Annotated in this window: 22 protein-coding genes, 1 other RNA gene and 1 pseudogene; 18 read left to right on the forward strand and 6 right to left on the reverse strand. The window is 43.8% G+C overall.

Annotated features, from left to right (window positions below; all coding sequences use genetic code 11):
- The first annotated feature begins 61 nt into the window (after nt 1-61).
- The 3 genes from LROSL1_RS06500 (at nt 62) to LROSL1_RS06510 (ending at nt 2,782) form a co-directional block, all read left to right on the forward strand.
- Nucleotides 62-562 carry a cell wall elongation regulator TseB-like domain-containing protein gene (locus LROSL1_RS06500; protein WP_178914105.1) on the forward strand — a complete coding sequence of 167 codons (501 nt, stop codon included), beginning with the start codon at nt 62-64 and terminating at the stop codon, nt 560-562.
- A gap of 24 nt (nt 563-586) precedes the next feature.
- Nucleotides 587-1,882 (forward strand): asparagine--tRNA ligase, encoded by a 1,296-nt coding sequence (asnS, locus tag LROSL1_RS06505; RefSeq protein WP_017261824.1) that lies wholly within the window; start codon nt 587-589, stop codon nt 1,880-1,882.
- A 174-nt stretch (nt 1,883-2,056) separates the two neighbouring features.
- The gene (locus LROSL1_RS06510) at nt 2,057-2,782 is read left to right on the forward strand and encodes a DnaD domain-containing protein (RefSeq protein WP_178914106.1); all 726 of its coding nucleotides are present in this window, start codon (nt 2,057-2,059) and stop codon (nt 2,780-2,782) included.
- 79 nt (nt 2,783-2,861) lie between these two features.
- On the opposite strand, the gene LROSL1_RS06515 is transcribed toward LROSL1_RS06510, so the two are convergent.
- Together LROSL1_RS06515 and recU are read right to left on the reverse strand one after the other, a co-directional pair.
- Nucleotides 2,862-5,159, reverse strand: coding sequence for a transglycosylase domain-containing protein (locus LROSL1_RS06515; protein ID WP_017261826.1), 2,298 nt, complete (start codon nt 5,157-5,159; stop codon nt 2,862-2,864).
- Between the two features lie 18 nt (nt 5,160-5,177).
- Complete coding sequence (gene recU / locus LROSL1_RS06520) at nt 5,178-5,792, reverse strand: Holliday junction resolvase RecU (protein WP_017261827.1); 615 nt, start codon at nt 5,790-5,792, stop codon at nt 5,178-5,180.
- Nucleotides 5,793-6,164: 372 nt separating this feature from the next.
- Here recU and LROSL1_RS06525 point away from each other — a divergent pair, with 372 nt between their 5' ends.
- The 4 genes from LROSL1_RS06525 to LROSL1_RS06540 all read left to right on the forward strand — a co-directional run bounded on the left by LROSL1_RS06525 (nt 6,165) and on the right by LROSL1_RS06540 (nt 8,958).
- Nucleotides 6,165-6,725: an SLOG family protein gene (locus LROSL1_RS06525; protein ID WP_178914107.1), complete on the forward strand. Its 561-nt coding sequence runs from the start codon at nt 6,165-6,167 to the stop codon at nt 6,723-6,725.
- 68 nt (nt 6,726-6,793) lie between these two features.
- Nucleotides 6,794-7,198, forward strand: coding sequence for a cell division regulator GpsB (gpsB, locus tag LROSL1_RS06530; protein ID WP_017261829.1), 405 nt, complete (start codon nt 6,794-6,796; stop codon nt 7,196-7,198).
- A 25-nt stretch (nt 7,199-7,223) separates the two neighbouring features.
- Nucleotides 7,224-7,602, forward strand: an RNA gene (gene rnpB, locus LROSL1_RS06535) — RNase P RNA component class B.
- 207 nt (nt 7,603-7,809) lie between these two features.
- Nucleotides 7,810-8,958, forward strand: coding sequence for a THUMP domain-containing class I SAM-dependent RNA methyltransferase (locus LROSL1_RS06540; RefSeq protein WP_178914108.1), 1,149 nt, complete (start codon nt 7,810-7,812; stop codon nt 8,956-8,958).
- A 305-nt stretch (nt 8,959-9,263) separates the two neighbouring features.
- Here LROSL1_RS06540 and LROSL1_RS06545 read toward each other — a convergent pair whose 3' ends face one another.
- Nucleotides 9,264-9,542, reverse strand: a complete 279-nt coding sequence (locus LROSL1_RS06545) for a hypothetical protein (RefSeq protein WP_017261832.1) — start codon at nt 9,540-9,542, stop codon at nt 9,264-9,266.
- 325 nt (nt 9,543-9,867) lie between these two features.
- A complete protein-coding gene (locus tag LROSL1_RS06550; RefSeq protein ID WP_404825826.1) occupies nt 9,868-10,275 on the reverse strand; it encodes a ribonuclease HI family protein in 408 nt (135 codons plus the stop codon).
- Nucleotides 10,276-10,333: 58 nt separating this feature from the next.
- Between LROSL1_RS06550 and LROSL1_RS06555 the strand changes: the two genes are divergently transcribed.
- The 7 genes and pseudogenes from LROSL1_RS06555 (at nt 10,334) to LROSL1_RS06585 (ending at nt 18,322) form a co-directional block, all read left to right on the forward strand.
- On the forward strand, nt 10,334-10,714 hold the full coding sequence (locus LROSL1_RS06555; RefSeq protein ID WP_017261834.1) for an EbsA family protein: 381 nt from the start codon (nt 10,334-10,336) through the stop codon (nt 10,712-10,714).
- Between the two features lie 63 nt (nt 10,715-10,777).
- Entirely contained in the window at nt 10,778-12,442 is a 1,665-nt protein-coding gene (locus LROSL1_RS06560; protein WP_178914109.1) for a formate--tetrahydrofolate ligase, read from the forward strand.
- A gap of 48 nt (nt 12,443-12,490) precedes the next feature.
- Nucleotides 12,491-12,937: pseudogene (gene lspA / locus LROSL1_RS06565) on the forward strand (signal peptidase II); the annotation flags it as partial.
- 205 nt (nt 12,938-13,142) lie between these two features.
- Nucleotides 13,143-14,069 (forward strand): RluA family pseudouridine synthase, encoded by a 927-nt coding sequence (locus tag LROSL1_RS06570; protein WP_178914940.1) that lies wholly within the window; start codon nt 13,143-13,145, stop codon nt 14,067-14,069.
- A 15-nt stretch (nt 14,070-14,084) separates the two neighbouring features.
- Nucleotides 14,085-14,621, forward strand: a complete 537-nt coding sequence (gene pyrR, locus LROSL1_RS06575) for a bifunctional pyr operon transcriptional regulator/uracil phosphoribosyltransferase PyrR (protein WP_017261838.1) — start codon at nt 14,085-14,087, stop codon at nt 14,619-14,621.
- 33 nt (nt 14,622-14,654) lie between these two features.
- The gene (locus LROSL1_RS06580; protein WP_017261839.1) at nt 14,655-15,734 is read left to right on the forward strand and encodes a carbamoyl phosphate synthase small subunit; all 1,080 of its coding nucleotides are present in this window, start codon (nt 14,655-14,657) and stop codon (nt 15,732-15,734) included.
- Complete coding sequence (locus LROSL1_RS06585; RefSeq protein WP_017261840.1) at nt 15,734-18,322, forward strand: ATP-binding protein; 2,589 nt, start codon at nt 15,734-15,736, stop codon at nt 18,320-18,322. Before LROSL1_RS06580 ends, LROSL1_RS06585 begins: the two co-directional genes overlap by 1 nt.
- A gap of 94 nt (nt 18,323-18,416) precedes the next feature.
- Here the strand turns inward: LROSL1_RS06585 and LROSL1_RS06590 are convergent, their stop codons facing one another.
- Entirely contained in the window at nt 18,417-20,123 is a 1,707-nt protein-coding gene (locus LROSL1_RS06590; protein WP_178914110.1) for an NFACT RNA binding domain-containing protein, read from the reverse strand.
- Nucleotides 20,124-20,329: 206 nt separating this feature from the next.
- Between LROSL1_RS06590 and LROSL1_RS06595 the strand changes: the two genes are divergently transcribed.
- Both LROSL1_RS06595 and LROSL1_RS06600 read left to right on the forward strand, forming a co-directional pair.
- A complete protein-coding gene (locus LROSL1_RS06595; RefSeq protein ID WP_017261842.1) occupies nt 20,330-20,761 on the forward strand; it encodes a MarR family winged helix-turn-helix transcriptional regulator in 432 nt (143 codons plus the stop codon).
- Nucleotides 20,762-20,923: 162 nt separating this feature from the next.
- A complete protein-coding gene (locus tag LROSL1_RS06600) occupies nt 20,924-21,802 on the forward strand; it encodes a DegV family protein (RefSeq protein WP_178914111.1) in 879 nt (292 codons plus the stop codon).
- An 80-nt stretch (nt 21,803-21,882) separates the two neighbouring features.
- Here the strand turns inward: LROSL1_RS06600 and LROSL1_RS06605 are convergent, their stop codons facing one another.
- Complete coding sequence (locus LROSL1_RS06605) at nt 21,883-22,575, reverse strand: YoaK family protein (RefSeq protein ID WP_178914112.1); 693 nt, start codon at nt 22,573-22,575, stop codon at nt 21,883-21,885.
- 193 nt (nt 22,576-22,768) lie between these two features.
- Between LROSL1_RS06605 and LROSL1_RS06610 the strand changes: the two genes are divergently transcribed.
- Both LROSL1_RS06610 and LROSL1_RS06615 read left to right on the forward strand, forming a co-directional pair.
- Nucleotides 22,769-23,638 carry an aldo/keto reductase gene (locus LROSL1_RS06610; RefSeq protein WP_178914113.1) on the forward strand — a complete coding sequence of 290 codons (870 nt, stop codon included), beginning with the start codon at nt 22,769-22,771 and terminating at the stop codon, nt 23,636-23,638.
- 62 nt (nt 23,639-23,700) lie between these two features.
- Nucleotides 23,701-24,219: a DNA-3-methyladenine glycosylase I gene (locus LROSL1_RS06615; protein ID WP_017261849.1), complete on the forward strand. Its 519-nt coding sequence runs from the start codon at nt 23,701-23,703 to the stop codon at nt 24,217-24,219.
- The last annotated feature ends 68 nt before the right edge of the window (nt 24,220-24,287 follow it).

Genomic DNA, 24,287 nt, shown 5'->3' on the forward strand with positions numbered 1-24,287 from the left:
GTTTGCTATAATTAATCAGGTTATTGACATTTTCGTGTTAACGGAACGAATGGAGGTTAGCATGCAGCGAAAACAGCATCAGCAGCGCCAGTGGTCACAAATTATTTTATGGACCGTGCTAATCGTGGCCTTTATTGCTGGCAGCATTGGGATCATTTTTCACGAGGCCTTGAGACCAGCTAAAACTGCTGCGGGACAGACTGTTAGTATTGCACGTCAAAAAGGTATCAGTAATACAGGGGATTTTTTGACTTACAATCGGCAGCATACCTATTATTCGGTTAGCGGTCGCAATGCGAAAAATCAAGCGGTTTACGTTGTGGTGGCAAAGCAAAACGGGCAAACGAAGATTTTGAAGCAGTCCGATGGTACTTCAAAAACAGCGATTCTTCGCCAAGTTTGGCAAAAGAGCAATCCTAAAAAAGTGCTGAATATTGGTTTAGGTATTCGCAAGTCAGAACCTGTTTGGGAGGTTACCTACCTAAATCAGAAGGGCAACCTATGCTACGACTTAATTCGTTTTAAGGATGGCACCATGGTTCAATCCATTCAGAATCTATAATTTTAAACAAAAGGGGAAATTTCAGTGGAAACAATCAGCATCATTCACGCACCGGAACACGTCGACGAAAAAGTTCGTATTGGTGTATGGCTTAGCAATAAACGCTCTAGCGGGAAGATTGCGTTTTTACAGCTTCGTGACGGGACAGCATTTTTTCAGGGTGTCTTAAGAAAAAATGACGTTAGCGAAGAAAAATTCAACGAAGCTAAAGAACTGCGCCAAGAAACGAGTTTGTATGTGACTGGGACAATTCATGAAGACAGTCGCTCCAAGTTTGGCTACGAAATGGAAATTGAAGATTTCGAAGTCGTTGGTGAAAGTGAAGACTATCCGATTACACCAAAAGAGCACGGCATCGATTTTCTGTTGGATCATCGTCATTTGTGGTTACGTTCTTCTAAGCCTCACGCTTTACTTAAAATCCGTAATGAAGTCATTCGCGCAACATTTGAATTCTTTAATGATCGTGACTTTATCAAGATTGACGCTCCACTGTTGACTGGTTCTGCACCAGAAGGCACGACTGAATTATTTAAGACAGACTATTTTGGACAGGATGCCTTCCTGTCTCAAACTGGTCAACTGTATGAAGAAGCTGCAGCGATGGCATTTGGTCGGGTATTCTCATTTGGCCCTAGTTTCCGAGCAGAAAAATCGAAGACTCGTCGTCATTTAACAGAATTTTGGATGATCGAACCAGAAATGGCGTGGATGCACCAAGAAGACAGTTTGGCTATTCAAGAACAATACATTGCCTTTTTAGTGCAGTCAGTAATCGATAACTGTCAAAGTGAATTAGCCGTTATTGGTCGTGATGTGGAAACGTTGAAGAAGTACACGCGGTTACCATATCCACGGATTTCTTACGATGATGCAATTAAGTTACTTCAAGAAAACGACTTCGATGTTGATTGGGGCGTTGACTTTGGATCACCTGAAGAAACATTCCTCGCTAATCACTTTGATCAACCCGTGTTTGTCCTGAACTATCCCAAGGCAATCAAAGCGTTCTACATGAAGCGGCACCCAACCCGTGATGACGTGGTTATCTGTGCTGACTTACTTGCGCCAGAAGGCTACGGCGAAATCATTGGTGGTTCTGAACGTGATACTGACTTTGATTACTTGCGTGACCGAATTGTGGAATCTGGCCAAGATCCTAAGGATTACGATTGGTACCTCGATTTACGCAAATACGGTAGTGTTCCGCACTCTGGTTTCGGTTTGGGCCTTGAACGGTTCTTAACGTGGATCACACTTCAAGATCACTTGCGTGAGACGATTCCATTCCCACGGATGATCAACCGGATTTACCCGTAATTTTAAATGTATTTGTTAAAGTGGTTTTTGTGAGACAATCTCATGAAAACCATTTTTATGTGTAGTGAGCGACGTTAATTGTTTTCAAAATACGAGGTGATCAGTCGCTAATTATCTGGATAGTGTTCAGGCACAATTACTGGTATAGTACAGGAAGAAAAGAAGGTGCACGAATTGGAAAATTTTGCGTCAGCTTTATTGCAGGCTGGTGAAACGACAATCAATAATTTAATTCTGACTCATTATCGAGAATTAAATATGACTAACGAGGAACTGATTGTGTTTTTACAATATAAACGTTCTTTGGATCGTGGTATTGATTTTCCTGATGCAGAGGCCGTTGCAAACGTAATGGGCACCACTACTGCTGACGTTTATACGCAGTTGGATAATTTGCTCAAGAAGGATTTGTTGTTGATTGAGTCTAAAGCCGATGAGACCGGCAAATTGCGTGATCGTTACGACTTTTCACCGCTGTACCAAAAGCTGGCTGCTTTGCCAGATACACTCAGCGGTGTGCATACAACCGCTGCTGCCGTATCTGCGCCAGATTCAAAGTCAGCTAGAGAAGATGTGTTTAACAAAATTGAGGTTGAGTTTGGCCGACCACTCAGTCCGACGGAGCTTCAAACAATCGCACGTTGGTTTGATGAAGACCATTTCAAACCTGAATTAATTCTAATTGCTTTACGTGAAGCAGTGCTAAACCAAGCTTATAGTTTGCGTTATATTGATCGAATTCTTCTCAGTTGGCGCCAGAAAAATTTAACTTCCGCGGGGCAGGTGGAAAAAGAATTATCACAAAGACGCACAAAACAGGCCGCGCCGCCGGCACAGACGACACCGAAGGGGCCAAGTATTCCCTTATTTAAGGTTTCAGAGCCACCGACACAATCGTAACAAATGAAAAGGGCACCTTTCTTAGTTTCTGACTAAGAGAGGTGCCCTTTTAAAATCGGTTTAAATATAGTGGTATATGTTAGTGACTACTGCTTTGACTATTGTTGCTTTCACTGTTTGATGAGCTATTGCTCTCGGAGTTACTACTCGATGAACTTGAGCTAGCGTCATTCGAAGAACTGTTGTCATTATTGCCGCCCTGAGTAGCATTGCTTTCAGATTCGCGGCTGGAAGCAGCATTATCGGACGTGCTTGAACTCGAATTGTTGTCTCGCGAGAAAGAAGAGAAGGAAACCATGGAGGATGAAGAACCAGTAGAGCTACTTTGATCCTTCTCATTTAGATATTGTTTCCAGTCTGAACCAACTACGGCAAGTTCATCAACGCCGTTATGACGCACAACTTGTACACTGCTTGGACGAACCCAATTGTCATTGGATTGTGTTTGTGCCATGTACATTTGGAGGTTCTTGTAAATGGACTCTGCGATTGATAATTGTGCTGTTGTCATGTAATGATTTGGTTCGTTTGGTTGATCATAACCGGTCCAAACGGAGATGGAACTGTGTTGCGTATAACCGGAATACCAAGCATCCATAACAGCGCCGTCTGGAATGCCTGACACACTGCTTGGATAGCCTGACTGACCAGTTTTACCGGCCTGATATAAACCAGGAATTTGTGCGCCAGGGGCCCACGTAGCTGTTGGCACGCCCTTAAGCATATCCGTCAGCATGTATGCTGTTGCGGAAGTCATTGATCTGTGTGAGGCCACGTCGAACTTGTGGGTAACACCGTCAGCAGTAATGACTTTATTGACTAGATGAGGAGCGCGGTATGTTCCGCCGTTCGCAATGGCACCAAAAGCTGCCGATTCCTGTTCACTGGAAACATAGGCACCGATCCCATTTGAATATTGCAAGGCTGATTTAAACTTCATGCCGTTTTGAGCCATAAATTCAGTTGCCCGGTTCAATCCGACTGCTTCCAATGTCCGAATGGCAGGAATGTTACGAGATTCAACCAACGCCTTACGCATCGTTAAAGACCCTTGATACTTTTGATCCCAGTCATTTAGTTGAATGTTAGTCCCAGGATAATTGTACTTAGTGTCTTGAACGGTTTTAAACGTTGGCCATTGTTTGTACTCGATGGCTGGACCATAATCCATAAATGGTTTGATGGTTGAACCGGAGGACCGATCCGTTTGTGTGGCTCGGTTTAATCCAAATGCAACGTTTTGTTTTCGGCTACCAATCATGGCTGTGACAGCTCCGGTTTGAGGATCTGTCATCGTGACACCAACTTGAAGCAGGTCGCTAGGGAAGTCCACGTACTTATCAGTGTTAACGATGTCGTATAACCGTTTCTGAGCGTTCATATTAAGGTTGGTGTAAACCTTAATGCCTTCCTTGTAAGGGTTGTAGCCTTTCTTTTCAACTTCTTTGATGACTTGTTGCAGATAAGCATCGAAAATTTTATCGTTCGAATCTGTACCATTAACAGTATGGTTAACGGACAATCCCGAAGAGATTGGGGTGTTGAGCCCATCCGTTAGTTGTTGTTTGCTGATAACTTTGTTTTCATACATTGCTCGTAACACTGTATCGCGTCGTTGCTTAGCATAACTGGGATGGGCCACTGGATCATAGTAGGTTGGCGACTGAGGCATTCCGGCAAGAACTGCTAATTCAGTGTAGTTAAGCTTCTTTAATGGCTGATTGTAATAGTATTTAGCGGCAGTAGCCATGCCGTAAACACCATTACCCATATAAACCTTGTTAATGTAGTACTCTAAGATCTGGTCTTTGGAATAATGTTTTTCCACGTAATAGGCTAGCGCGGCTTCTTGTGATTTACGTTTTAACGTACGGTCAGAAGCTGCTGTTGAGAAGACGGACAGTTTAACCAGTTGTTGCGTTAACGTTGACCCACCTTGTAATCCCAATGAACTACCGTGAATATTGGCCAATGTTGCACTAATGATTCGCATTGGATCAATTCCGAAGTGGTGTTTATAGAAGCGGCGGTCCTCAATAGAAACAACTGATTGTTTCAATGTCGTTGGGATATCCTGCGAATGCACGTACGTCCGGTTTTGAGCACCTAAGTTTGAAATAACATTACCGCTGTCATCTAAAATTTCGGTGGAGTTTTGGCTAGTTAATTGTGCAGTCGTGATTTTGGGCGCGCTAGAAGCGTAGTAAGCAAACAATCCGCCGCCTGCCAAGATACCCAGCAAAATAATGCCAAGTAACCAGTATAAAATGGTTCGCCAAAGAGGTCGTCTTCGTTTGGGACCGGATGTTTGTAGACTGCCATCGTCGCCATGGTACCGGGCGATTCGTGACTGAGATTGATCATTATTGTCAGACATGTTGCTCTCCTTAAACAGTTACTTCTTTTTTGCAATCAGTGAATCGACTGCACTTAGGTATGGAACTAGCGGATTAAGCTGAAAGGGAATTGAATATCCACTTGCTTCAATGTCCGCACGGGGGATCGATTTTCGGCCACCGTTTGCCTGATTGTCCCAAAACTTGAACAAGACAGAGGCTGGTAACAAGAACGTATCCCCTTCATTGGTGAATCGAATGATTGCAAAGCCAATCCCACCGGCCTGAACACAGGCACGTAGGTGTTCCACCTGATGCTCGTGGAAATTTTTTAGCGGGAAAGAAACTTTATTTTTCGTTTCCTTCGCATCAAAATCGATGTAGTGGCCTTGATACACACCATTATAATCGGTTGTTGACGGATGCCTAAAGTAGGCTTCTTTAATCGTTGCAGCGGACCGTCTGGGGTAATCAACTTTCACAATCTGAACTGGCGTCGGCTTTTTATGAATCACCGCAATACCATTCGTCAGGTAATATTGATTACTTTCGTTTAGCTCCGCCTCCAAAGACATCCCACGATCACCATAATTTGTTCTGGTGCCGGTATGCGAGGGGGCAGACTGTTTTGCTGGTCCATGATAAGCTGCTCCGTTTGGGTAACGGATGTTCACAACAGACCACACTCCTTAGTTATGTGCAACAGCGTGCAAGAGCACAGACAATGATTGAATTTTAAATCTTTAAACATCTTAAAATTTCCTACCACTACCAGACTTGCAGGCATTTTCGCCACACTTTCTTACATTGCTCCCATTATATCAGATTTGCCGAACAGTCTCCGAGACTGTAATGATGTTAACAAACCCGTAACTTATGTTTAATGTGTTTGTGATGAAAAAAAGCAATTTTTGACGAAAATGAACGGATTTTTACAGGAATTTGCGTCACAGACTTTGTTTATGGCAAAATGATATTTAAATTAAGGCTACTAATGTGAGTTTTTATTTATTGATTTTAACTAATTGGGAAGGATATTTACTAGTATGAGTCGATTATGGGTTACTGGTTATCGTAGTTATGAACTCGGCGTATTTGGAAGTAAAGATCCCAAGCTCACAGTAATAAAGTATGCGCTCCGGCAAACGTTGACGAACCAAATTGAAAATGGTGTTGACTGGGTAATTACGGGCGGTCAGCTGGGTGTTGAACAGTGGACGATCGAGGTTGTCAACGATCTTAAGGCTGATTACCCACAACTCAAGGTGGCCATGATGTTACCATTTGCTGAATTTGGACAGAATTGGAATGAGAACAATCAGGCTCAGCTTGCGACGTTGCGTGAACGGGTTGATTTTTCAGATTCAGTTTCAAAACAATCTTATCAATCGCCGCAACAATTAAAAAATTATCAAGCCTTTATGCTTTCACATACAGATGCGGCACTTTTAGTATATGATATAGAACACGAGGGTAAGCCAACGTACGATTACTTAGCTATTAAGGCTTTTATCGACCAGCATCCTTATGAAATGACCCTCATAGATTTTGACTGGTTGCAAGAGAGTGCCGATGAATATCAAGAAAATCATCGACAGTCATTTTAATTTTCGTCAACATGCGATACAATACTTAAAGTCGTGTTTCGACAGATAGATGATGAGGTGTAATGTTCATGCAAGAGATCAACTTTACGACGCAGGATATTCTGCAAAAAGAATTTAAGGAAAAACGAATGGGAACCGCCTACGACCCAACGGACGTTGACAGTTTCTTGGACCTTGTAATCAAAGATTACGAGATGTTCAATCGTGAAATTTCTCAACTTCGCGCCGAAAACGAACAGTTGTCCGGGAAGGTTGATGATTTAACTCGTCAAGTTAACGCTCGTCAATCTGTTCAAAGCAACGTTGAAACGTCCACTAGTCAAGCTAATAATAGCGTAACTAACATGGATATTTTAAAACGGCTTAGCAATTTGGAACGCCATGTATTTGGTTCCCAGCTGGATAATGGTGCTAACAACCAAAAGGGCCAAGACACTTTTAGTGCCGGTTCCCAGTCTGGTTGGAACGACTAATTTTATTTGTTAACCAAATATTGCAAATTTCGGGTAATTGGGCATAACTTATGTTGTGTCAGGAAAGTCCATGCTCGCACAGGCTGTGATGCCTGTAGTGTTCGTGCTCAGTGAAAAAATAAGCTGGGGTGCCTTCTCTTTTGAAGGTAACGGCGGGAAAACGTTGCTAAGGCTTCGGCTATGCGCTAGTATCCCTGAAAAGTGCCACAGTGACGAAACCAGTATGGAAACATGCTGGGTGGAACGCGGTAAACCCCTCGAGCGGGAAACCCAAACTACGGTAGGGGAGCTTCACATAGGTAACTGAACTGATTGTGGGGGAAGGTCTTTGACCTTGAGATAGATGATTACCACGGAGTAGATTGCGCCTGAGATCTACAAAGTACAAAACATGGCTTACAGAAATTTGCAACAGGCAGTCCTTCTCACGTGTGAGAAGGACTTTTTTTGTGCTTTGCATTGGAAAATCAATGACCGTGTACTGATTACCTAATTGGGTAGCACCTTGCTAATGCAAATGGTAAGATGGTTAACGAATTGGTGGGTGCAAGTAATTGCAAAGTAGTAACTAACTCAATTACAGTCAACTCACAACATAGTAAGGAGTAAAGATGCAAACATTTCAATTAATTGCGACTTGTGCCGCAGGTATTGAGGCCTTGGTTGGCCGCGAACTGAGAGATTTAGGGTATGAAACCCAGGTCGAAAATGGCCGTGTCCGCTTCAATGGCACTGTTAGAGATATATTACGAACCAACTTATGGTTACGGACAGCTGATCGCATTAAAATTGTGGTTAAGGAATTCCCTGCTTTAACATTTACCGAACTGTTTGACCAAACTGAGGCTGTGGCCTGGGATGAGCTTTTGCCAATGGACGCAAATTTTCCAGTGGAAGGGCGTTCACATAATTCACAGCTGCATAGTGTTCCCGATGCTCAGGCGATTGTAAAGAAGGCCATTGTTACTCAGTTGAGCGACGTCTACCACCGCCGAACCCGGTTACCGGAAACGGGCGCTAAATTTCCACTGGAAGTTGCCATCAATAAAGATCAAGTAATGTTGACGCTAGACACAACGGGAGATTCACTGTTCAAACGTGGTTACCGGGTGGCTAAAGGGGATGCGCCGCTGAAAGAAAATATGGCAGCTGCGTTAATTTTATTAACGCATTGGACCCCCGCTGACATGCCATTTCTTGATCCTGTTTGTGGATCAGGTACATTACCGATTGAAGCAGCTCTTATTGCACGTAACATTGCTCCTGGTTACAACCGTCACTTCATTTGTGAAAGCTGGCCATGGGTTTCTTCTGAAGTGGCCGACACAGTACGGGATGAAGCAGATGCTGCAGCAGATTATGATAGTGAATTTGACATTGCTGGTAGTGATAATGATCCTGAAATGGTTGCCATCGCCAAAAAGAACGCTCAAGCAGCTGGGTTGAGCCAGGATGTCCACTTTAGTGTGGCAGATGTAACGGCATTGACGACCGACAAAATTAACGGTGTTATTGTTGCCAACCCGCCATATGGGGAACGTTTGAGCGATCAAACGGCCGTCCGTGCCTTATATAAGGGCATGGGAAAGGCATTCAAACCACTGACAACGTGGAGTAAATATATTTTGACCAGTGATTTAGATTTCGAGGCCGCGTACGGTCAGCGGGCGACTAAGAAACGAAAACTTTATAACGGGGCTTTACGTACAGATCTGTACCAATACTGGGGCAAACCGATTTGGCATCATGATAATAAGTAGAAGTTCATATGAATAGACATGGGGATCTGAATATAAAAAAGAAACTGGGACATAATGCCTCAACTCAATGTCTAATGAAATGTCAGCAGGCAATTTTTTTCAACCGCAAAAGATCATGCGGATGAAAAATTGCCGCAAACGCGGGACATAACACTGACTTTTGCTCATCTAACGCGAATAAGGCATTCATGGGAAAAACGCATGAATGCCTTATTCGCGTTACCTGAGAAAGCCAAAGCGTGTTATGTCCCGCTCTCTTTTTCGAATATTTTGCGTTGAGTTCAACTAGTCAAACCACAGCTTAATCAAGATCGAATAATCATTAAAATGGTTGTGAAGATAATAAGCAAAATCGATACAACCAAATCGACAAGATTCAGCGGGTTTCTGTCGGCAGTGTCCTCAAATGTCATGAAATGAGCGTTTAAAGATACCATTCCAGCAATGGCCAGCAGTCCTAATCCAGTTTCGTTATAAACAAAAATTGAGGTTACAAGCAACACTGATTTGGCGATAAAACTGAGTCTTTTCAGTGGATTAGACGGATAGTACTTAGTTGATTCAAGCTTCGTTGCATTTAACATAACAACACCTCCAAAAACAGCTTAATTAGCTGAGTGGCAACCGAACGCTGTACAAAAGGTTGGACAAGGTATCGTGATTGAATGTCTACAATCAACAAGCCATTTGTGTAATTGTTATTAATGTATACTCTAAGACTTATTATTTCAAATAATCGTAATTAACACATTCAAACAGGGTTACACATTAACCAATGCCAGTCAAAAGGGTGTAACTGTATTGCATGTGGTCGTTTGTTATTAAACGAATAACAGAAACTGGATGAAATATTGAAATCCGTTAAATATTGTCGTCAATCGGCTCTGATAATCTTTCGATATGCTACGCTTAGTGCGCTTGATGTAGTGCCTGTAAGGCAAGTCTGTGGGCACCCATGTTCTGACGGTCGGGAATCCACTGAGTAATGACTAATTGAAACGAATCTTGGAGGGCCAGTAACTTTTGTGTTAGGTCTGGGTAATGTTTCATAACACCTTTACCGACAGCATCTGCTACTAAACGACTATCCGTAAAAAACATCACGGTTTCCTCCGATTCGCTCAATTTTTGTGCTTTTTCAAAGCCGATAATAGCAGCCTGAAATTCAGCGGCATGATTATCAACGGCGGTGACTATTTGTTTGAAGGGATATTGGTGACCGTTCTGAACGAGAAGAATGCCTGCACCACTCGGAATTTGAGCTATTTTGGGATGAGTTGCGACGCTTGCCGCATCTGTATAAAGTTTGATCATCATCTTAGTCCTTAAATTTGGTAAAATAGAAGTGTTGGAAAGAAAGGGGTTTCGTACGTCGATGCACACACAACGTTTTTTTTATCGGCCAAGCGGTTTAACTGCAGTTATTATTTGGTCATGGGTCGCCATTTTCTTTTGTGGTGGCGTGATTTTTCAGTATGAAATGGCGCGGTTTAACTGGCCAGCGATTATCATCGCTTGTTTATTTGTTTTATTGCTCGCTTGGGAACTTTTAGGTCGTCAACTGGTTTTTACCGGTCAAAACCTAATTGTTCGTCGAATGCTGGCGCCCAGAGCACTAACTGTCAATGTTCATCAATTGGAACACTTGTCGCTTAGTGGTCACACCATGAGTTTTTCTTTGGGCGGCAAACATTATCGATTCCGCGTAACTAAACACGCATTGGCGAAGATTAAAACCATTGTTAGTGCTGACTAGACCAACCCTAATAAGATTTATTATAACAGACACCCTAAACGGTCTGAGGAGAGGAAGTTGTTCATGACACAACCAAAAGATATTGAGATTGCACAACAAACTGAATTGCGTAAAATTAGTGAAATTGCCGAGACGGCAGGCTTAACAGAGGATGAAATTGAACCATACGGCCGTTACAAAGGCAAAATTGACTTGCCGTTAACTGGCAAACGTCAATCTGGCAAATTGGTGTTGGTTACATCAATTAATCCAACCCCGGCTGGTGAGGGTAAGACAACAGTTACGATCGGTCTTGGTGATGGTTTACGCAAAATTGGTAAACGGGCCGTTTTGGCCCTACGCGAACCTTCCTTAGGTCCCGTGATGGGAATGAAAGGCGGTGCCACTGGCGGTGGTTACGCTCAAGTTGCACCAATGGAAGACATTAATTTGCATTTTAACGGGGACTTTCATGCCCTGACAACTGCTAATAACACTTTGGCAGCGTTAATTGACAATCACATTCAACAAGGCAACGAGCTACATATTGACCCACGACGAATCAGTTTTCACCGTGTCTTAGATATTAACGATCGTGCGCTTAGAAATACGGTTATCGGCATGGGGGGGCCAACCTCTGGTACACCTCGACAAGATCATTTTGATATTACTGTTGCCAGTGAATTGATGGCCATTTTGTGTTTGGCGACTGATCTGCACGACTTAAAAGCAGGGATCAACCGCATCGTCGTGGCTGAAAACTACGATCGGCAGCCAGTGACTGTTGCTGATTTACAAGTCGGTGGTGCCATTGCTTTGCTCCTCAAGGAAGCAATCAAACCAAACCTTGTTCAAACTTTGGAAGGCACGCCGGCCATCATTCACGGTGGACCATTTGCCAATATTGCTCATGGTTGCAACAGTGTGTTGGCGACACGAACAGCACTTCAATTAGGTGAATACGCCGTTACAGAGGCTGGTTTTGGGGCTGATTTGGGTGCCGAAAAGTTTCTTGATATCAAGGTGCCCGTTCTTGGCAAAACACCAGATGCAGTTGTTTTGGTAGCCACTGTTCGTGCACTCAAGTTGCATGGCGGTCAAGCACTCGCTGATTTAACAACACCAGATCTTGATGCATTGCAAAAAGGGTTGGCCAACCTCGGTAAACACATTGAAAGCATGCAACGTTATCAAGTGCCAGTTGTTGTTGCCATTAATGCATTTACATCAGACACCCCGGAAGAAATTAAATTGATTCAGAATTATTGTCAACAATTCAATGTAGAGGCCGTGGAAGCTGATGAATGGGCACATGGTGGTGATGGGACGACCGAGTTAGCTCACGCCGTTGTTCGTGCTGCGCAACAACCGACCGACTTCAAGCCACTATATGAGGCCGACGATGATATTGTGACTAAGGCAACTAAAATTGTGACAACCATTTATGGTGGCCGCGGCGTTGTCTTGGAACCACATGCCAAGGCACAGTTACGCCGGTATGCAAAGCGTGGTTGGGATAAGCTACCTGTTTGCATGGCAAAAACGCAGTATTCACTAACAGATCGTCCAAAGCAACTCGGCGCTCCGAAGGACTTTGACATTCATATTCGGGCATTTGAACCTCGTTTAGGTGCCGGTTTCATGGTGGCCCTAACTGGCTCCATTTTAACGATGCCCGGTCTGCCGAAACATCCTGCCGCTTTAGACATGGCGATTACAGATGACGGCAAGATTTCTGGAATTTTCTAAAAATCAGCTTGATGAAAAGGAGTTGTGGCCGAGAGCCACATTACGCCAATGATATATTACTGGATTTTTATTGCTGTGTTGGTTGGTGCTGATCAAGGTATCAAGTACTATATTGCGAATAATTTAGCGTTAGGTAGTACGCATACATTCATCCCCGGACTGCTATCATTAACGAGCCTTAGAAACAATGGCGCCGCATGGTCGATTTTGACGGGCCGAATTGACATCTTTATTGTCATTACAATTGTGGCCGTTATCGTCTTGGCTTATGCGATGTGGCGGTTACGTGCCCAACGATTGTACATGTGGGGCATTAGTTTTATGATGGCTGGAACGCTCGGAAACTTTATTGATCGTATTCGTTTGGGCTATGTCGTCGACATGTTTCAACTGGATTTCATGAAGAGTTTTCCAATCAGTAATTTTGCAGACTGGTGTCTCACAGCTGGGGTGATTTTGTTGATTGTTGCGGTAATTTTTGACCGTGATGACAATACAACAGGGCACAGTCAGGCAAGTTCCAAACAGAAGGCTAAAACCCCAAAAAAGGATGATCGACCAATTAAACACAGTGGTCCCCGACACGCAGCAAAATAATTAAGGATTAATCGACACAACTATGAATAAAAATGAAACAACCAGTGCATCATCCATTGATGTGCAACCCGATGCGAAAGCGCATCGTCAGGAATATGACAACATGGCAGCTCAAGCCGCTACACCGGATACACAAACATTTATCATTACGACACAAACCGGCCGTCTGGACAAGGTTTTAAGTCAATTAGCTGGTATCACACGATCCCAGGCACAAAATGCCATCATTGATCACCGGGTAACTGTTAATGGACAAGACGTTAAAAAACGAGATGAAGTAGCCGGCGGTGACACAGTAACGTTTGTATCCAAAACGCCGACGCCCATTGCCTTGGTTCCTGAAGACATTCCATTAGACATTGTGTACGAAGATGACGATGTTATTGTCGTCAATAAACCACAAGGAATGGTGGTTCATCCTGCACCTGGACACCCTGATCATACATTGGTCAATGCGTTATTAGCGCATAGCCCGTTGTCAACAATCAATGGGAGTCTGCGCCCCGGAATTGTTCACCGAATTGACAAGGATACGTCTGGATTGTTAATGATTGCCAAGAATGATTTGGCCCATCAGAGTCTGTCTGCACAGCTTAAGGCTAAAACGAATGAGCGCCAGTACATCGCGCTCGTTCACGGCGTCATTAGCGAAGATGATGGCACAATCGATGCACCGATTGGTCGTTCTCCAAAAGACCGCAAAAAAATGGCGATCGTTAAAGATGGCCGGCATGCCGTGACACACTTTCATGTGATCAAACGGTACCGCCAGTACACACTGGTTAGTTGCCGACTGGAAACGGGCCGAACACATCAGATTCGTGTCCACATGGCGTACATTGGGCATCCACTGGCTGGTGATCCGTTATACGGACCTAAAAAGACACTGTCAGGAAATGGTCAGTACCTAACCGCACAAACGTTGGGATTCGTTCACCCCCGCACAGGTAAAACAATGCGGTTTGAAATTCCATTACCAGCATGGTTTGATGCTATGCTGAAGCAGCTGGACGAACAAGAAAACAAATAAAAGGGGTAACTCAAAATGGCAAAAGAAGTTGTCGATGCAATGGCGATGCAACGAGCGTTGACTCGAATCACCTACGAAATTATTGAACGTAATCGTGGGATTGGAAATTTGGTTTTGATCGGTGTTAAAACACGTGGCGTCTATTTAGCTGACAGAATCGCATCGCGTTTACATCAGCTGGAAGATACAGTGGTTCCTGTTGGTCAATTGGATGTTAGCGGATATCGTGACGATATTGCCAACTCAGAACCAACAACCAAGGCTGCTATCAGTAATCTCAATACATCTGTAACGGATAAAAAAGTGGTATTGGTCGATGATGTTTTGTTTACCGGTCGGACCATTCGTGCAGCCATGGATGCCATTATGGATTTAGGCCGTCCCAACAGTATTAACCTGGCGGTGCTGGTTGATCGTGGCCACCGTGAATTACCAATTCGGGCCGATTTTGTCGGTAAAAATATTCCGACGGCCCAAAATGAACGAATTCAAGTCTCAGTGAACGAAGTTGATGGTAAGGATAGCGTTGAAATCATCACCGGCAAAGATTAGCAAACAAGGTACCAGATAGAAAGGAACGTGCAGATGACAGAACGCTATTTAATTCTTTCAGATGGCACGGCCTATAAAGGTCAAGCGTTTGGATCGCCGGCAACCACAAGCGGCACCATCGTTTTTAATACGAGTGTCACCGGGTATCAAGAAATTATTACTGACCCGATTTATCACAATCAAATAATTGTCTTTACCACACCAACCATTGGCGCTGTGGGCGTTAATCATGAAAGTTATGAATCAATTCTGCCGACTGCTAAAGGGGTCGTTGTGCGTGAAGTGGCAGAAGTGTCCACCAATCGACAACGATCTCTAAGTTTGGATCAATTTCTACGTGTCCATAACATTCCAGGTATCTCCGGAATTGATACACGGCAATTAGTCCGTAAGCTGAGAACTCATAATGGTCTCAATGCCAGCATCGTGGACGTTGCCGATGAGCACGCGTTTGACCAACTCAATGCCATTGTGCTAACAAATCAGCAAGTTTCACAGGTGGCCACACCACGTCCATATGCTAACCCAGGCATGGGTCATAACATTGTGGTCATGGATTTTGGTTTAAAAAGCGGCATTTTACGGGAACTAGCGGTTCGCGATGCAAACGTGACTGTGGTGCCATATACGACAACAGCTGATGATATTCTTAACCTCGATCCAGATGGCATTATCTTGTCGAGTGGACCAGGGGATCCGCGTGATCTAGGTAAGGACATCTTAACGACCATTAAAACACTGGAAACGCGTGTGCCATTATTAGGCATCGGGTTAGGCCACGAACTATTTGCGCTAGCTAATGGTGCAACGATTCAACGCCTACCAGTTGCCCATCAGGGGATGAATCATCCCATTCGCGAAATCATTACGAATCAGATCATGTATGCCGCGCAGGCCGAAGAATATGGCGTTGACCGTGATAGTATCAACCGTGATCAACTTTTGATTACGCATATCGACTTGATTGATGGATCAATTCAAGGCTTACGTCACCGTGATTATCCAGCATTTTCGGTTCAATTCTTTCCGGATGCAGCGCCGGGTCCTTGGGAAGCAACCCAGGTGTTTGATGACTTCATCGAGCTCACAGGAATTAGAGGTGAACAGCATTAATGGCAGAGGAAACAAGTCAGGGTGCACAAACAACTGCACAGCTTGCGGCATTTAATCAAGCTGAGCACTCAGCAGAAAAAACGGCATCAGTTCACCAGCGTTTGTTAGTGATTGGTGATGGACCAAATGATTTTGGTCACGAAACAGAGTTAGATGCTGCGACGTATCAAACGTTGAGTGTGCTTCATAAACACAACTACGATACGGTTTATTTAAATAACAATCCGTTTTCATTTTCAATGGAAAATGCCTGCGGCGCGACAGTGATTATGGGTGATCCGTCTGATGTAGCCACGGTACGACAAGTAATCGAAAGTGAACATATTACCAGCATCGTGCCAACGGTTGGCGGACTCACCGCAATGAGAACTGTTGAGGAATTGATTGCTCATGATTATTTGGATGACAAGCACATTAATGTTTTAGGAATGCCATTAACAACAGTCCGGTTAATCAACAATCCGGCGTTAATGAACCAAACGCTTCGTGATTTAGGTGAACCCGTGATTACATCGCAGGTAGCTAGCACCACGTCCGATGCGTTTGATATTGCTCGTCAGGTCGGGTTCCCAGTGATCGTTAAGTCGGTGGCACCGCGGGGTGAAGGTGATCGGGTACTGGCCGAAAATGCGGACCAATTGGATGCTGCACTATCAGCTGCATTTGAGCGTTCCCGCACACGCCAAGTGATTGTGGATCAGAGTATTGTCGGCCTGAAAGAGGTTTCCTTTGAGGTTCTTCGGGATGCACGCGGGACTGAGCTTTTACTGGGTGCCATGGAGGATATGGATCCAGTTGGCATTCACGCGGCGGATTCCATTGAAGTGACCCCAATTCAAACCTTAACGGATCGCGAGTATCAAAAGTTGCGTCAAGCAGCATTTCGCGTTGCCCGGCGGTTACATATCGTCGGTGTGATGCACGTTCAGTTTGCGTTGGATCCAGTGTTGGATAATTACTTTATTATGAAAGTAAATCCTTACTACGATCGCGTTTCAGCCATGTTGTCGCGTGCTAGTGGTTATCCAATTGCACTAGTGGCCGCTAATGTTATGACGGGCATCTCTTTGCCCGAGGTTCGATTGTCGAGTCGTTTTGCAAAACGGACGGCGTTAATTGAACCAGTATTAGACCACGTTGTTGTCCGTTTTCCAATCTTTGCTTTTGATGAGGCGGAACGACGTGGGGTGAAGGTGGACCGTCAGCTCACAACCGTACAGAAATCGGTGGGTGCCACGCTTGGTATTGGTCGTTCACTGGAAGAGGCGATGTTAAAGGCGATGCGGGCAGCTCACTATCACAATCGCGATTTCGCTTTTGATGCATTGGCCAAATTATCAGACAACGATCTGATTCAGCAATTAATTCACCCCCATGATAACCGTATGATGTTGCTGCTAGAAGCAATTCGACGCGGTTATCAATCTGATGAATTAGCCGAACTGACGCAAATTGATGAATTTTACTTTCACAAATTACGTAATATTTATAATTTGGAAGTTGATATTGCGGCTCATTCAGGCTCTGAAGAATGGTTACAACGGGCAAAATATTATGGCTTTAGTGATGGGCTTATCGCTCAGCTATGGCAAACAAATGCCGATGCCGTTATGAATCAGGCACACACTGCTGGTATCATCCCAACTTATAAAACCGTTGAACCGACTGCCGGTGAGTTTTCAGAGGTTGTGCCAACCTTCTATTCAACGTACGAACTGGAGAATGAAAGCCGACCGCTAGCTGATAATACTGCGCTGGTAGTCACAACCGGTGCGTTTCGACTTGGCGACGGTGCTGCTGGGGAATACGTGATGAGTACCGTGATTAGTGAGTTGCATCAACAGGGCATCAAAACGGTAGTCGTCAATAATAATCCCAACGCAATCAGCTTAATTCCACAGTTGACCGATAAACAGTACTTGGAACCTCAGGAAATTTCGGATATTTTAGGCATTATTGACTTGGAACATCCACGCTGGGTGTTTGTGCCTGGCAATCGACTGAAGCTAATTGGTGCATTGCGATTGCGTCACATTAACGTCATTGTTATTAACAAGGACAAGGCCAGCAAGGCGGCTCAAGATGGTGACCAATTTTTGACCCGGATTGTTTACCACACAAATAAAATTGGCGTAGCTGACCCAGCTGAAGTTGCTCAAACGGATTATCACGCACCAACGCATCGACTGGTTGTTGACAATCAAGGTGTGCCGGGGATTGACGCGGAGCCTGGTTCCATGCGACAAAGTGGTTTTTATAATACATTGTTCTCTGCATTCAGTGGGCATTCAAGAATGGTCACCACTGCTTTACCGTTTCCAGAATTTGGTTTACTGAACAAGGGCACGGGAATTAATTGGATTCGCATGCTAGTGCGCGCCTTGTTAGACAAAACGACGGCCGCTGATCGGCGTGATTTCAGTCAGGGCCCGTTTATTACGGCCACACGTGGGGATGTCGAAATGGTCGATATTCCTGCTGATCTTGATAGGCGTTGGCACGCAAATTTACCATTGGTTGGTGCTCAGTTTAAATTAGGTGCAAAAATAAACGTGAAGTTTCCGTACGAGTTTAAAATCATCAACTAACAAGGTTAGCTGATGTACAACGGGACAAAAAGAGGATTCGCACAATTTTGCGCGAATCCTCTTTTATTTCGTCAAATGTATAGCGTTTGTCAGTTTAACTGCGTAACTTTTTAACTAGCTCAGCATCAGGTGTAGCGTAGGCTGTTTGCTGACCTTCATAAATGACGAAACCAGGTTTAGCCCCATTAGGCTTGTGAACGCGCTTGACTTGAACATAGTCAACCGGCACACTGGCAGAATCACGGGCTTTAGAGAAGTAAGCAGCTAAGTTGGCTGCCTCATCGATCGTCTCGTCGGACGGGTCAGCACTGTGGATAATAACGTGTGAGCCGGGCATGTTTTTCACATGCAACCAAATATCCGTCTTTTTAGCCGTATGGAGCGTAAGTTTATCATTTTGAAGATTATTTTTACCAACGGAAATCAATGTCCCATCACTAGCATGGAACTTTTCTGGCTGGCTGATCTGTAAGCGTGGCTTTTTGCTACCGCGTTTACGATGAACCCGAATATAACCTTGTTGCTGTAATTCCAAACGAATTTCATTGATATCTTTGGGACTAGCAAGCTCAATCTGGGCCTGGATGTTACTTAAGTAATCAATTTCAGTTTGGGTGAGGCGAATTTGTTCCGTCACATAAGCAACCGCGTTTTTCAACTTTTGGTAACGATTGAAATATTTCTGCGCATTTTGAGACGGGCCAATCTGATTTGACAGACTAATCTTTAATGGCTTTTCATCATCGTAAAAATTAGGTAAGGTGATTTCAGTCATCCCACGTTTAACCTGATTGAGGTAAGTCGTCAACAATTCACCCTTAATTCGAAAACTGTCGGCCTGGTTTGTTTCAGCCATGGTTTGCTGCAATTTTTTCAACTTACTACGATTTTTCTTAAGTTCGTTACGAACAATGTGAATCAGGTTACCCGCCTGTTCGTTAACACGTTCACGTTCGGCCCGGTCCTGATAGAAAAAGTCTAACAGCTCACTGAGGGTCGCAAATGTTTGTGTGTCATCAAGGTTGGGCGTTGGCATAGCAAACGCACTAAAGCTTGTTTTACCATTTTTTAGCCGATTTAATGTCGGTACCGGTTGATTGAACTGAGCAAAGAAATGAGTGAAACGATCTTCCACACTACCATCTGTCGCATGCAACGCTCCAGCTAGACCCAGTGCTGTATCGCGCGCCAATCCTTGAAAGGTTTGCTGTAACTGCTTAGCCAAAACGTCTTCATTAGGATAATCACGAACTAGATCGTCAACGTTGGCGCTAGTCGTAAAGGGATTGACGTCGTCTTGTTTTGGCGGCGCGATGTAAATAGCACCAGGCAGTAATGAACGAACCCGGTTCTGGTCAGGATTAACGTGCTTAATAAGATCAAGAATACGATTATCGCTTTGTTCAATTAGAAAGACGTTACTGTGCCGGCCCATCATTTCAATGGTGAGGGCAATTGTCTCCTGGTCACCTAATTCGTTGCGGGTGTTAAATGCCAACCGGACGATCCGATCATTTTCAACTTGTTCCAAACTATTGAGAATTGAACCATCCAAGTATTTCCGTAACATCATGGTGAAGTTACTTGGCGTTGCAGGATTGGCGTACGGAATGCGGGTGATTTGCAAACGAGCATAAGTTGGATGAGCTGACAGTAGCAAAGGATAGTTTTGGCTATTGTTGCGAATGGTCAAAACAACTTCGTTAGGATAGGGTTGTGATATTTTAGCAACTCGACCACCAGTTAAGGTCTGTTGCAACTCGGTAACCATTGCATGCGTAAAAGCGCCATCAAAGGACATTTCAAAGCACCTCCTTAATAAAATTGTATGATGAATGCTAGTGTACTTTTGATTAAGTAAACTATAGAACAGTCCATATCATTATAAGCGTCTCTAATTTACAAGGCAAAATAAAGAATTGAATAATGGTACTTGTAAAGCACAAGTTTGATATTGTACAATACAATACAGGTTAAGAAAATATTAACGAATGCAGGTACATACATATGAAACAGAGTTTAGAAGCCTTACGAGATAGTGAGAAAATTCATCGAGCACAATTATTAGCATTAACTAAACAATATCAGTTAACCATCGCAGAATGGCAATTGTTGATGAATTTGGCAGACGGTCACACAACGCAAGAACAGTTGTCCGCTGCCACTACGCTTGACACATCTACATTGAGTCGTCAGCTCAAGAGTCTTGGCAATAAGGCCATGATCGACAAAGAAGCAACTGGCCGTGACCACCGACAACTCATTTATCATGTCACGGAACAGGGACAACAGGCGTTGACTGATATCAACCAAGGGTACGAACAACTGACCGCCACGGTATTTGACAAGTGGACAGACGAAGAGAAAAACTTGTTGCAAATTTTGTTGAATCGGTTAGAAACGAGCTTATCCAGGACAAATAAAAACGGCGTTAACTAGCGTTTATTTGCTGTTTAATAAGAGACTTTTGCTATTACCACATTATTATTTATGTTCAATCGGGGCGATACCATCATTTTGTCGATGAGTGGTAGTCGCTTTTTTTGATGTGTGTTAAAATTGAAAAATACATTTTGGAAAAAAGAAGGCTAACGAGAGCTTATGAAGATTGCCGTGGTTACAGACAGTACCTGTTACCTGTCGCAAACTGAGGTTGATGAAAATAATATTCACGTGGTTCCGATTCCGTTTGTTGTGGACGGCAAGACCTTTGACGAAGGTGTCGACATTAGTACGGAAGGATTCTACCAGTTACTGCGTGAATCAAAATCGTTTCCCAGTACGTCGCAACCACCATTAGGTGAGATGATTGAATTATATAACCATTTGGCTGATGAGGGTTACGATACCGTAATTAGCATTCACTTAGCATCTACCATTTCCGGCTTTGTCAATTCATTGCAGGGTGTAGCTGGCGAAGTTAGTGATCGAATCAAAGTAATTCCGTTTGACTCGCAAATTACGGTTAGGTTGATGGGATACTTGGTTCTGGAAGCTGCACACATGGTTAAAAATGGTGCCGATGCTGATGAAATTATTGCTCGGCTGGAAGAAATGCGCGCCACGATGGGTGAATACTTTGTAGTTGACGATTTGCAGAACTTGGTGCGTGGCGGCCGGTTGTCCAACGCCTCAGCTTTCATTGGGTCTGTGTTAAAAATCAAACCATTACTGACATTTGATGATGACACGCATGAAATTGTCGCTTTCGAAAAAGTGCGTTCCACTAAAAAGGCGCTGGCGAGAGTGGAGACATTGTTTACTGAAGCACAGCAAAAGGTTGACTATCCGCTACGAGGCATCGTCATCCATGGCAATGATCCAGTTGCCGCGCAAACATGGCGGGACAAGCTAGCCAAGCAATTTCCTGAAATGCCGTTTGAGCTAAGTTATTTCGGGCCAGTTATCGGTGCTCATTTGGGTGAAAAAGCACTTGCCCTAGCTTGGGTCATTGATTACAAACGCGCTTATAAAGATTAACTAAAATTTTGGTTGTTAATTTAGAAAGCCATTTTCACAACGGTATTGTCTGATGACAGTGCAAGAGTGAAAATGACTTTTTATTTTTCAGTTAAATCAGTGAGATGTGTGGATAATAGGTCCACTAAAATAATGATTAAAACGATTACCGCTAGCAACAATGATAACTGCCCGAATTGATCACTTAGAAAAACAAGGGTCACGGCGCCAATACAAAAGCCAGAGAAAATGCCGAGCAGTTTTAGCCCTTGATTAACCATTACCCAATTGCGTTGCCAGAGACCACCAAACAAGAAGGCTGCACAAGCACGAATATTACCCGTCATCATCGTCGAATTAAACGTCACGCCGTCGATATTACGAAAGGATTGTAGTTGAATCCCGGATACGGCCGAGAGTCCCGATGTAATGACGATATTAGGTAGGAAGTTAAGCGTGGCCGATAGGATAATTAACAGCGATTCGACAGCAATTGTTATCCGTATCCATTGGCGAAGCGACCGAATAGAAATAGTTTGCTGAATGATCCGGGTAACACCAACGGCCAAAAAGAAAATCATCAATGGAATCAACCGTTGCCAAACGCCAACCCAATGTCCGCGAGCAATGTTAATACCAAGAAGAACCAGGTTACCAGACTGCAGACTCGCAAAAACACCGCCGTGAAACCAAAAAGAATCGGCATCGACCATACCACCAATAAAGGCAAGCAGAATCGCAGTTCTGACTTTCATGATAAATGTGTGGTTGCTAATTACCGTAGCACTTTGCATAAGAATCACCAACTTTCATAGTTGATTGCATTTCATCAGATTTACATACTATCTTTAATTTTACGTCAATTATTTATCGTGTGCTGATAACGACTAAAACTGCGTATTCTTTTTCTTAAACAAATGGATTTGAAACACGGCGGCATTCACGAGATAATGGACGAGTAAGTTTATTTGAGAAAGGATGACAAACATGAGTTCAAACATTCCTAACATCACATTGAGTAATGGCGTCGAAATCCCTCAAATTGGTTTAGGCGTCTTTCGTGTCAATGATCCGCAAGTCGTCGTTGACAGTGTTGTTGACGCAGTGAAAGCGGGATACCGTCATATTGATACGGCTAGTTTTTACGGAAACGAGGCCGCTGTTGGCGATGGTGTTCGTCAAAGTGGTGTGCCACGACAAGACTTATTTGTCACATCCAAAGTTTGGAATAATATCCGCGGCTATCAGGAAACAATTGATCAATTTAACCGGTCACTAAGCCTATTAGGCTTTGACTATTTGGATTTGTATCTGATTCACTGGCCGGCTGCTGGCTATGAAGAAAATTGGCGGGCCATGGAAGACTTGTACCATGCCGGTAAAATTCGGGCAATTGGTGTTTCCAACTTTGAACCACGACACATTGAACATTTGACGGCTTCAGCAACAGTTGCGCCGATGATTGACCAAGTTGAAACACATCCATACCTGCAACAAAATGAAGTTCACGAGTATTGTGAGATCAATCATATTGTGCACGAGGCCTGGAGCCCGTTGGGTGGTGGCAAGAGTGACGTGCTCAGTGATCCAGTAATCGTTGACTTGGCTGCCAAGCATCATAAGAGTGCAGCACAAATTGTCCTTCGTTGGCACGTTCAACGCGGTGAGGTAGTCATCCCCAAGTCTGTTCATCAACAACGAATTGAGGAAAACGCGGACGTTTTTGACTTTTCGTTAACGCCTGAAGAAATGCGCGCAATTGCAGCATTGGACCGCAACGGTCGGGTTGGGTCAGATCCTAACGATGAAGCGTTCCTAAAACGTTCCACAACCTACGATAATCAGAATCACAAATAAATCAGCTTGCGTTAAGTTGCCTCATCGATCACTAGCGGCGCAGGCAATTAAGGAGTCGGCGAATGGCTAAATCAGCTGGGGTAATCGAATATGATCGTGATTTTGGGAAAGAAACACATGACGATCAACGAATGTTTGAATTATTAACTGTTGGCGTTTTTCAGGTGGGGTTGAGTTGGCAAGCAGCTGCTAGCAAGTTGCCAGCTTACCGGCGTAATTTTTACCAAATGGACATTGCTAAAGTTGCGGCCATGGACTTAGAAAATATTGACAATGTATTAAATGATCCAAACATGATTCGCAATCCCAGAAAAATCCGGGCAGTTATCAAAAATGCTCGGGCGATAATCGGTGTCCAAAACGAATATGGCAGTTTCGCCAACTACATGTGGAATTTCGTGGACGAGGTACCCCACACTAAAAACTACGAAACACGCGACGAAGTGGAAACGAGCACACCGTTTGCTGGTAAGGTGGCTAAAGACATGAAGAAACACGGCTTTACGTTTGTTGGACCTACCGTAACTTATATGTTTATGAAAGCTTGCGGCATGATTCAAGATCAGGTGTGGGATAGCTAAAACACACCAAATAGCACCCCATAATGACGACTATGAGTCGAAATTATGGGGTGCTTTATCTTTAAATT

This window comes from Furfurilactobacillus rossiae, from assembly GCF_013394005.1.
In the GTDB taxonomy this organism is placed as follows: domain Bacteria; phylum Bacillota; class Bacilli; order Lactobacillales; family Lactobacillaceae; genus Furfurilactobacillus; species Furfurilactobacillus rossiae.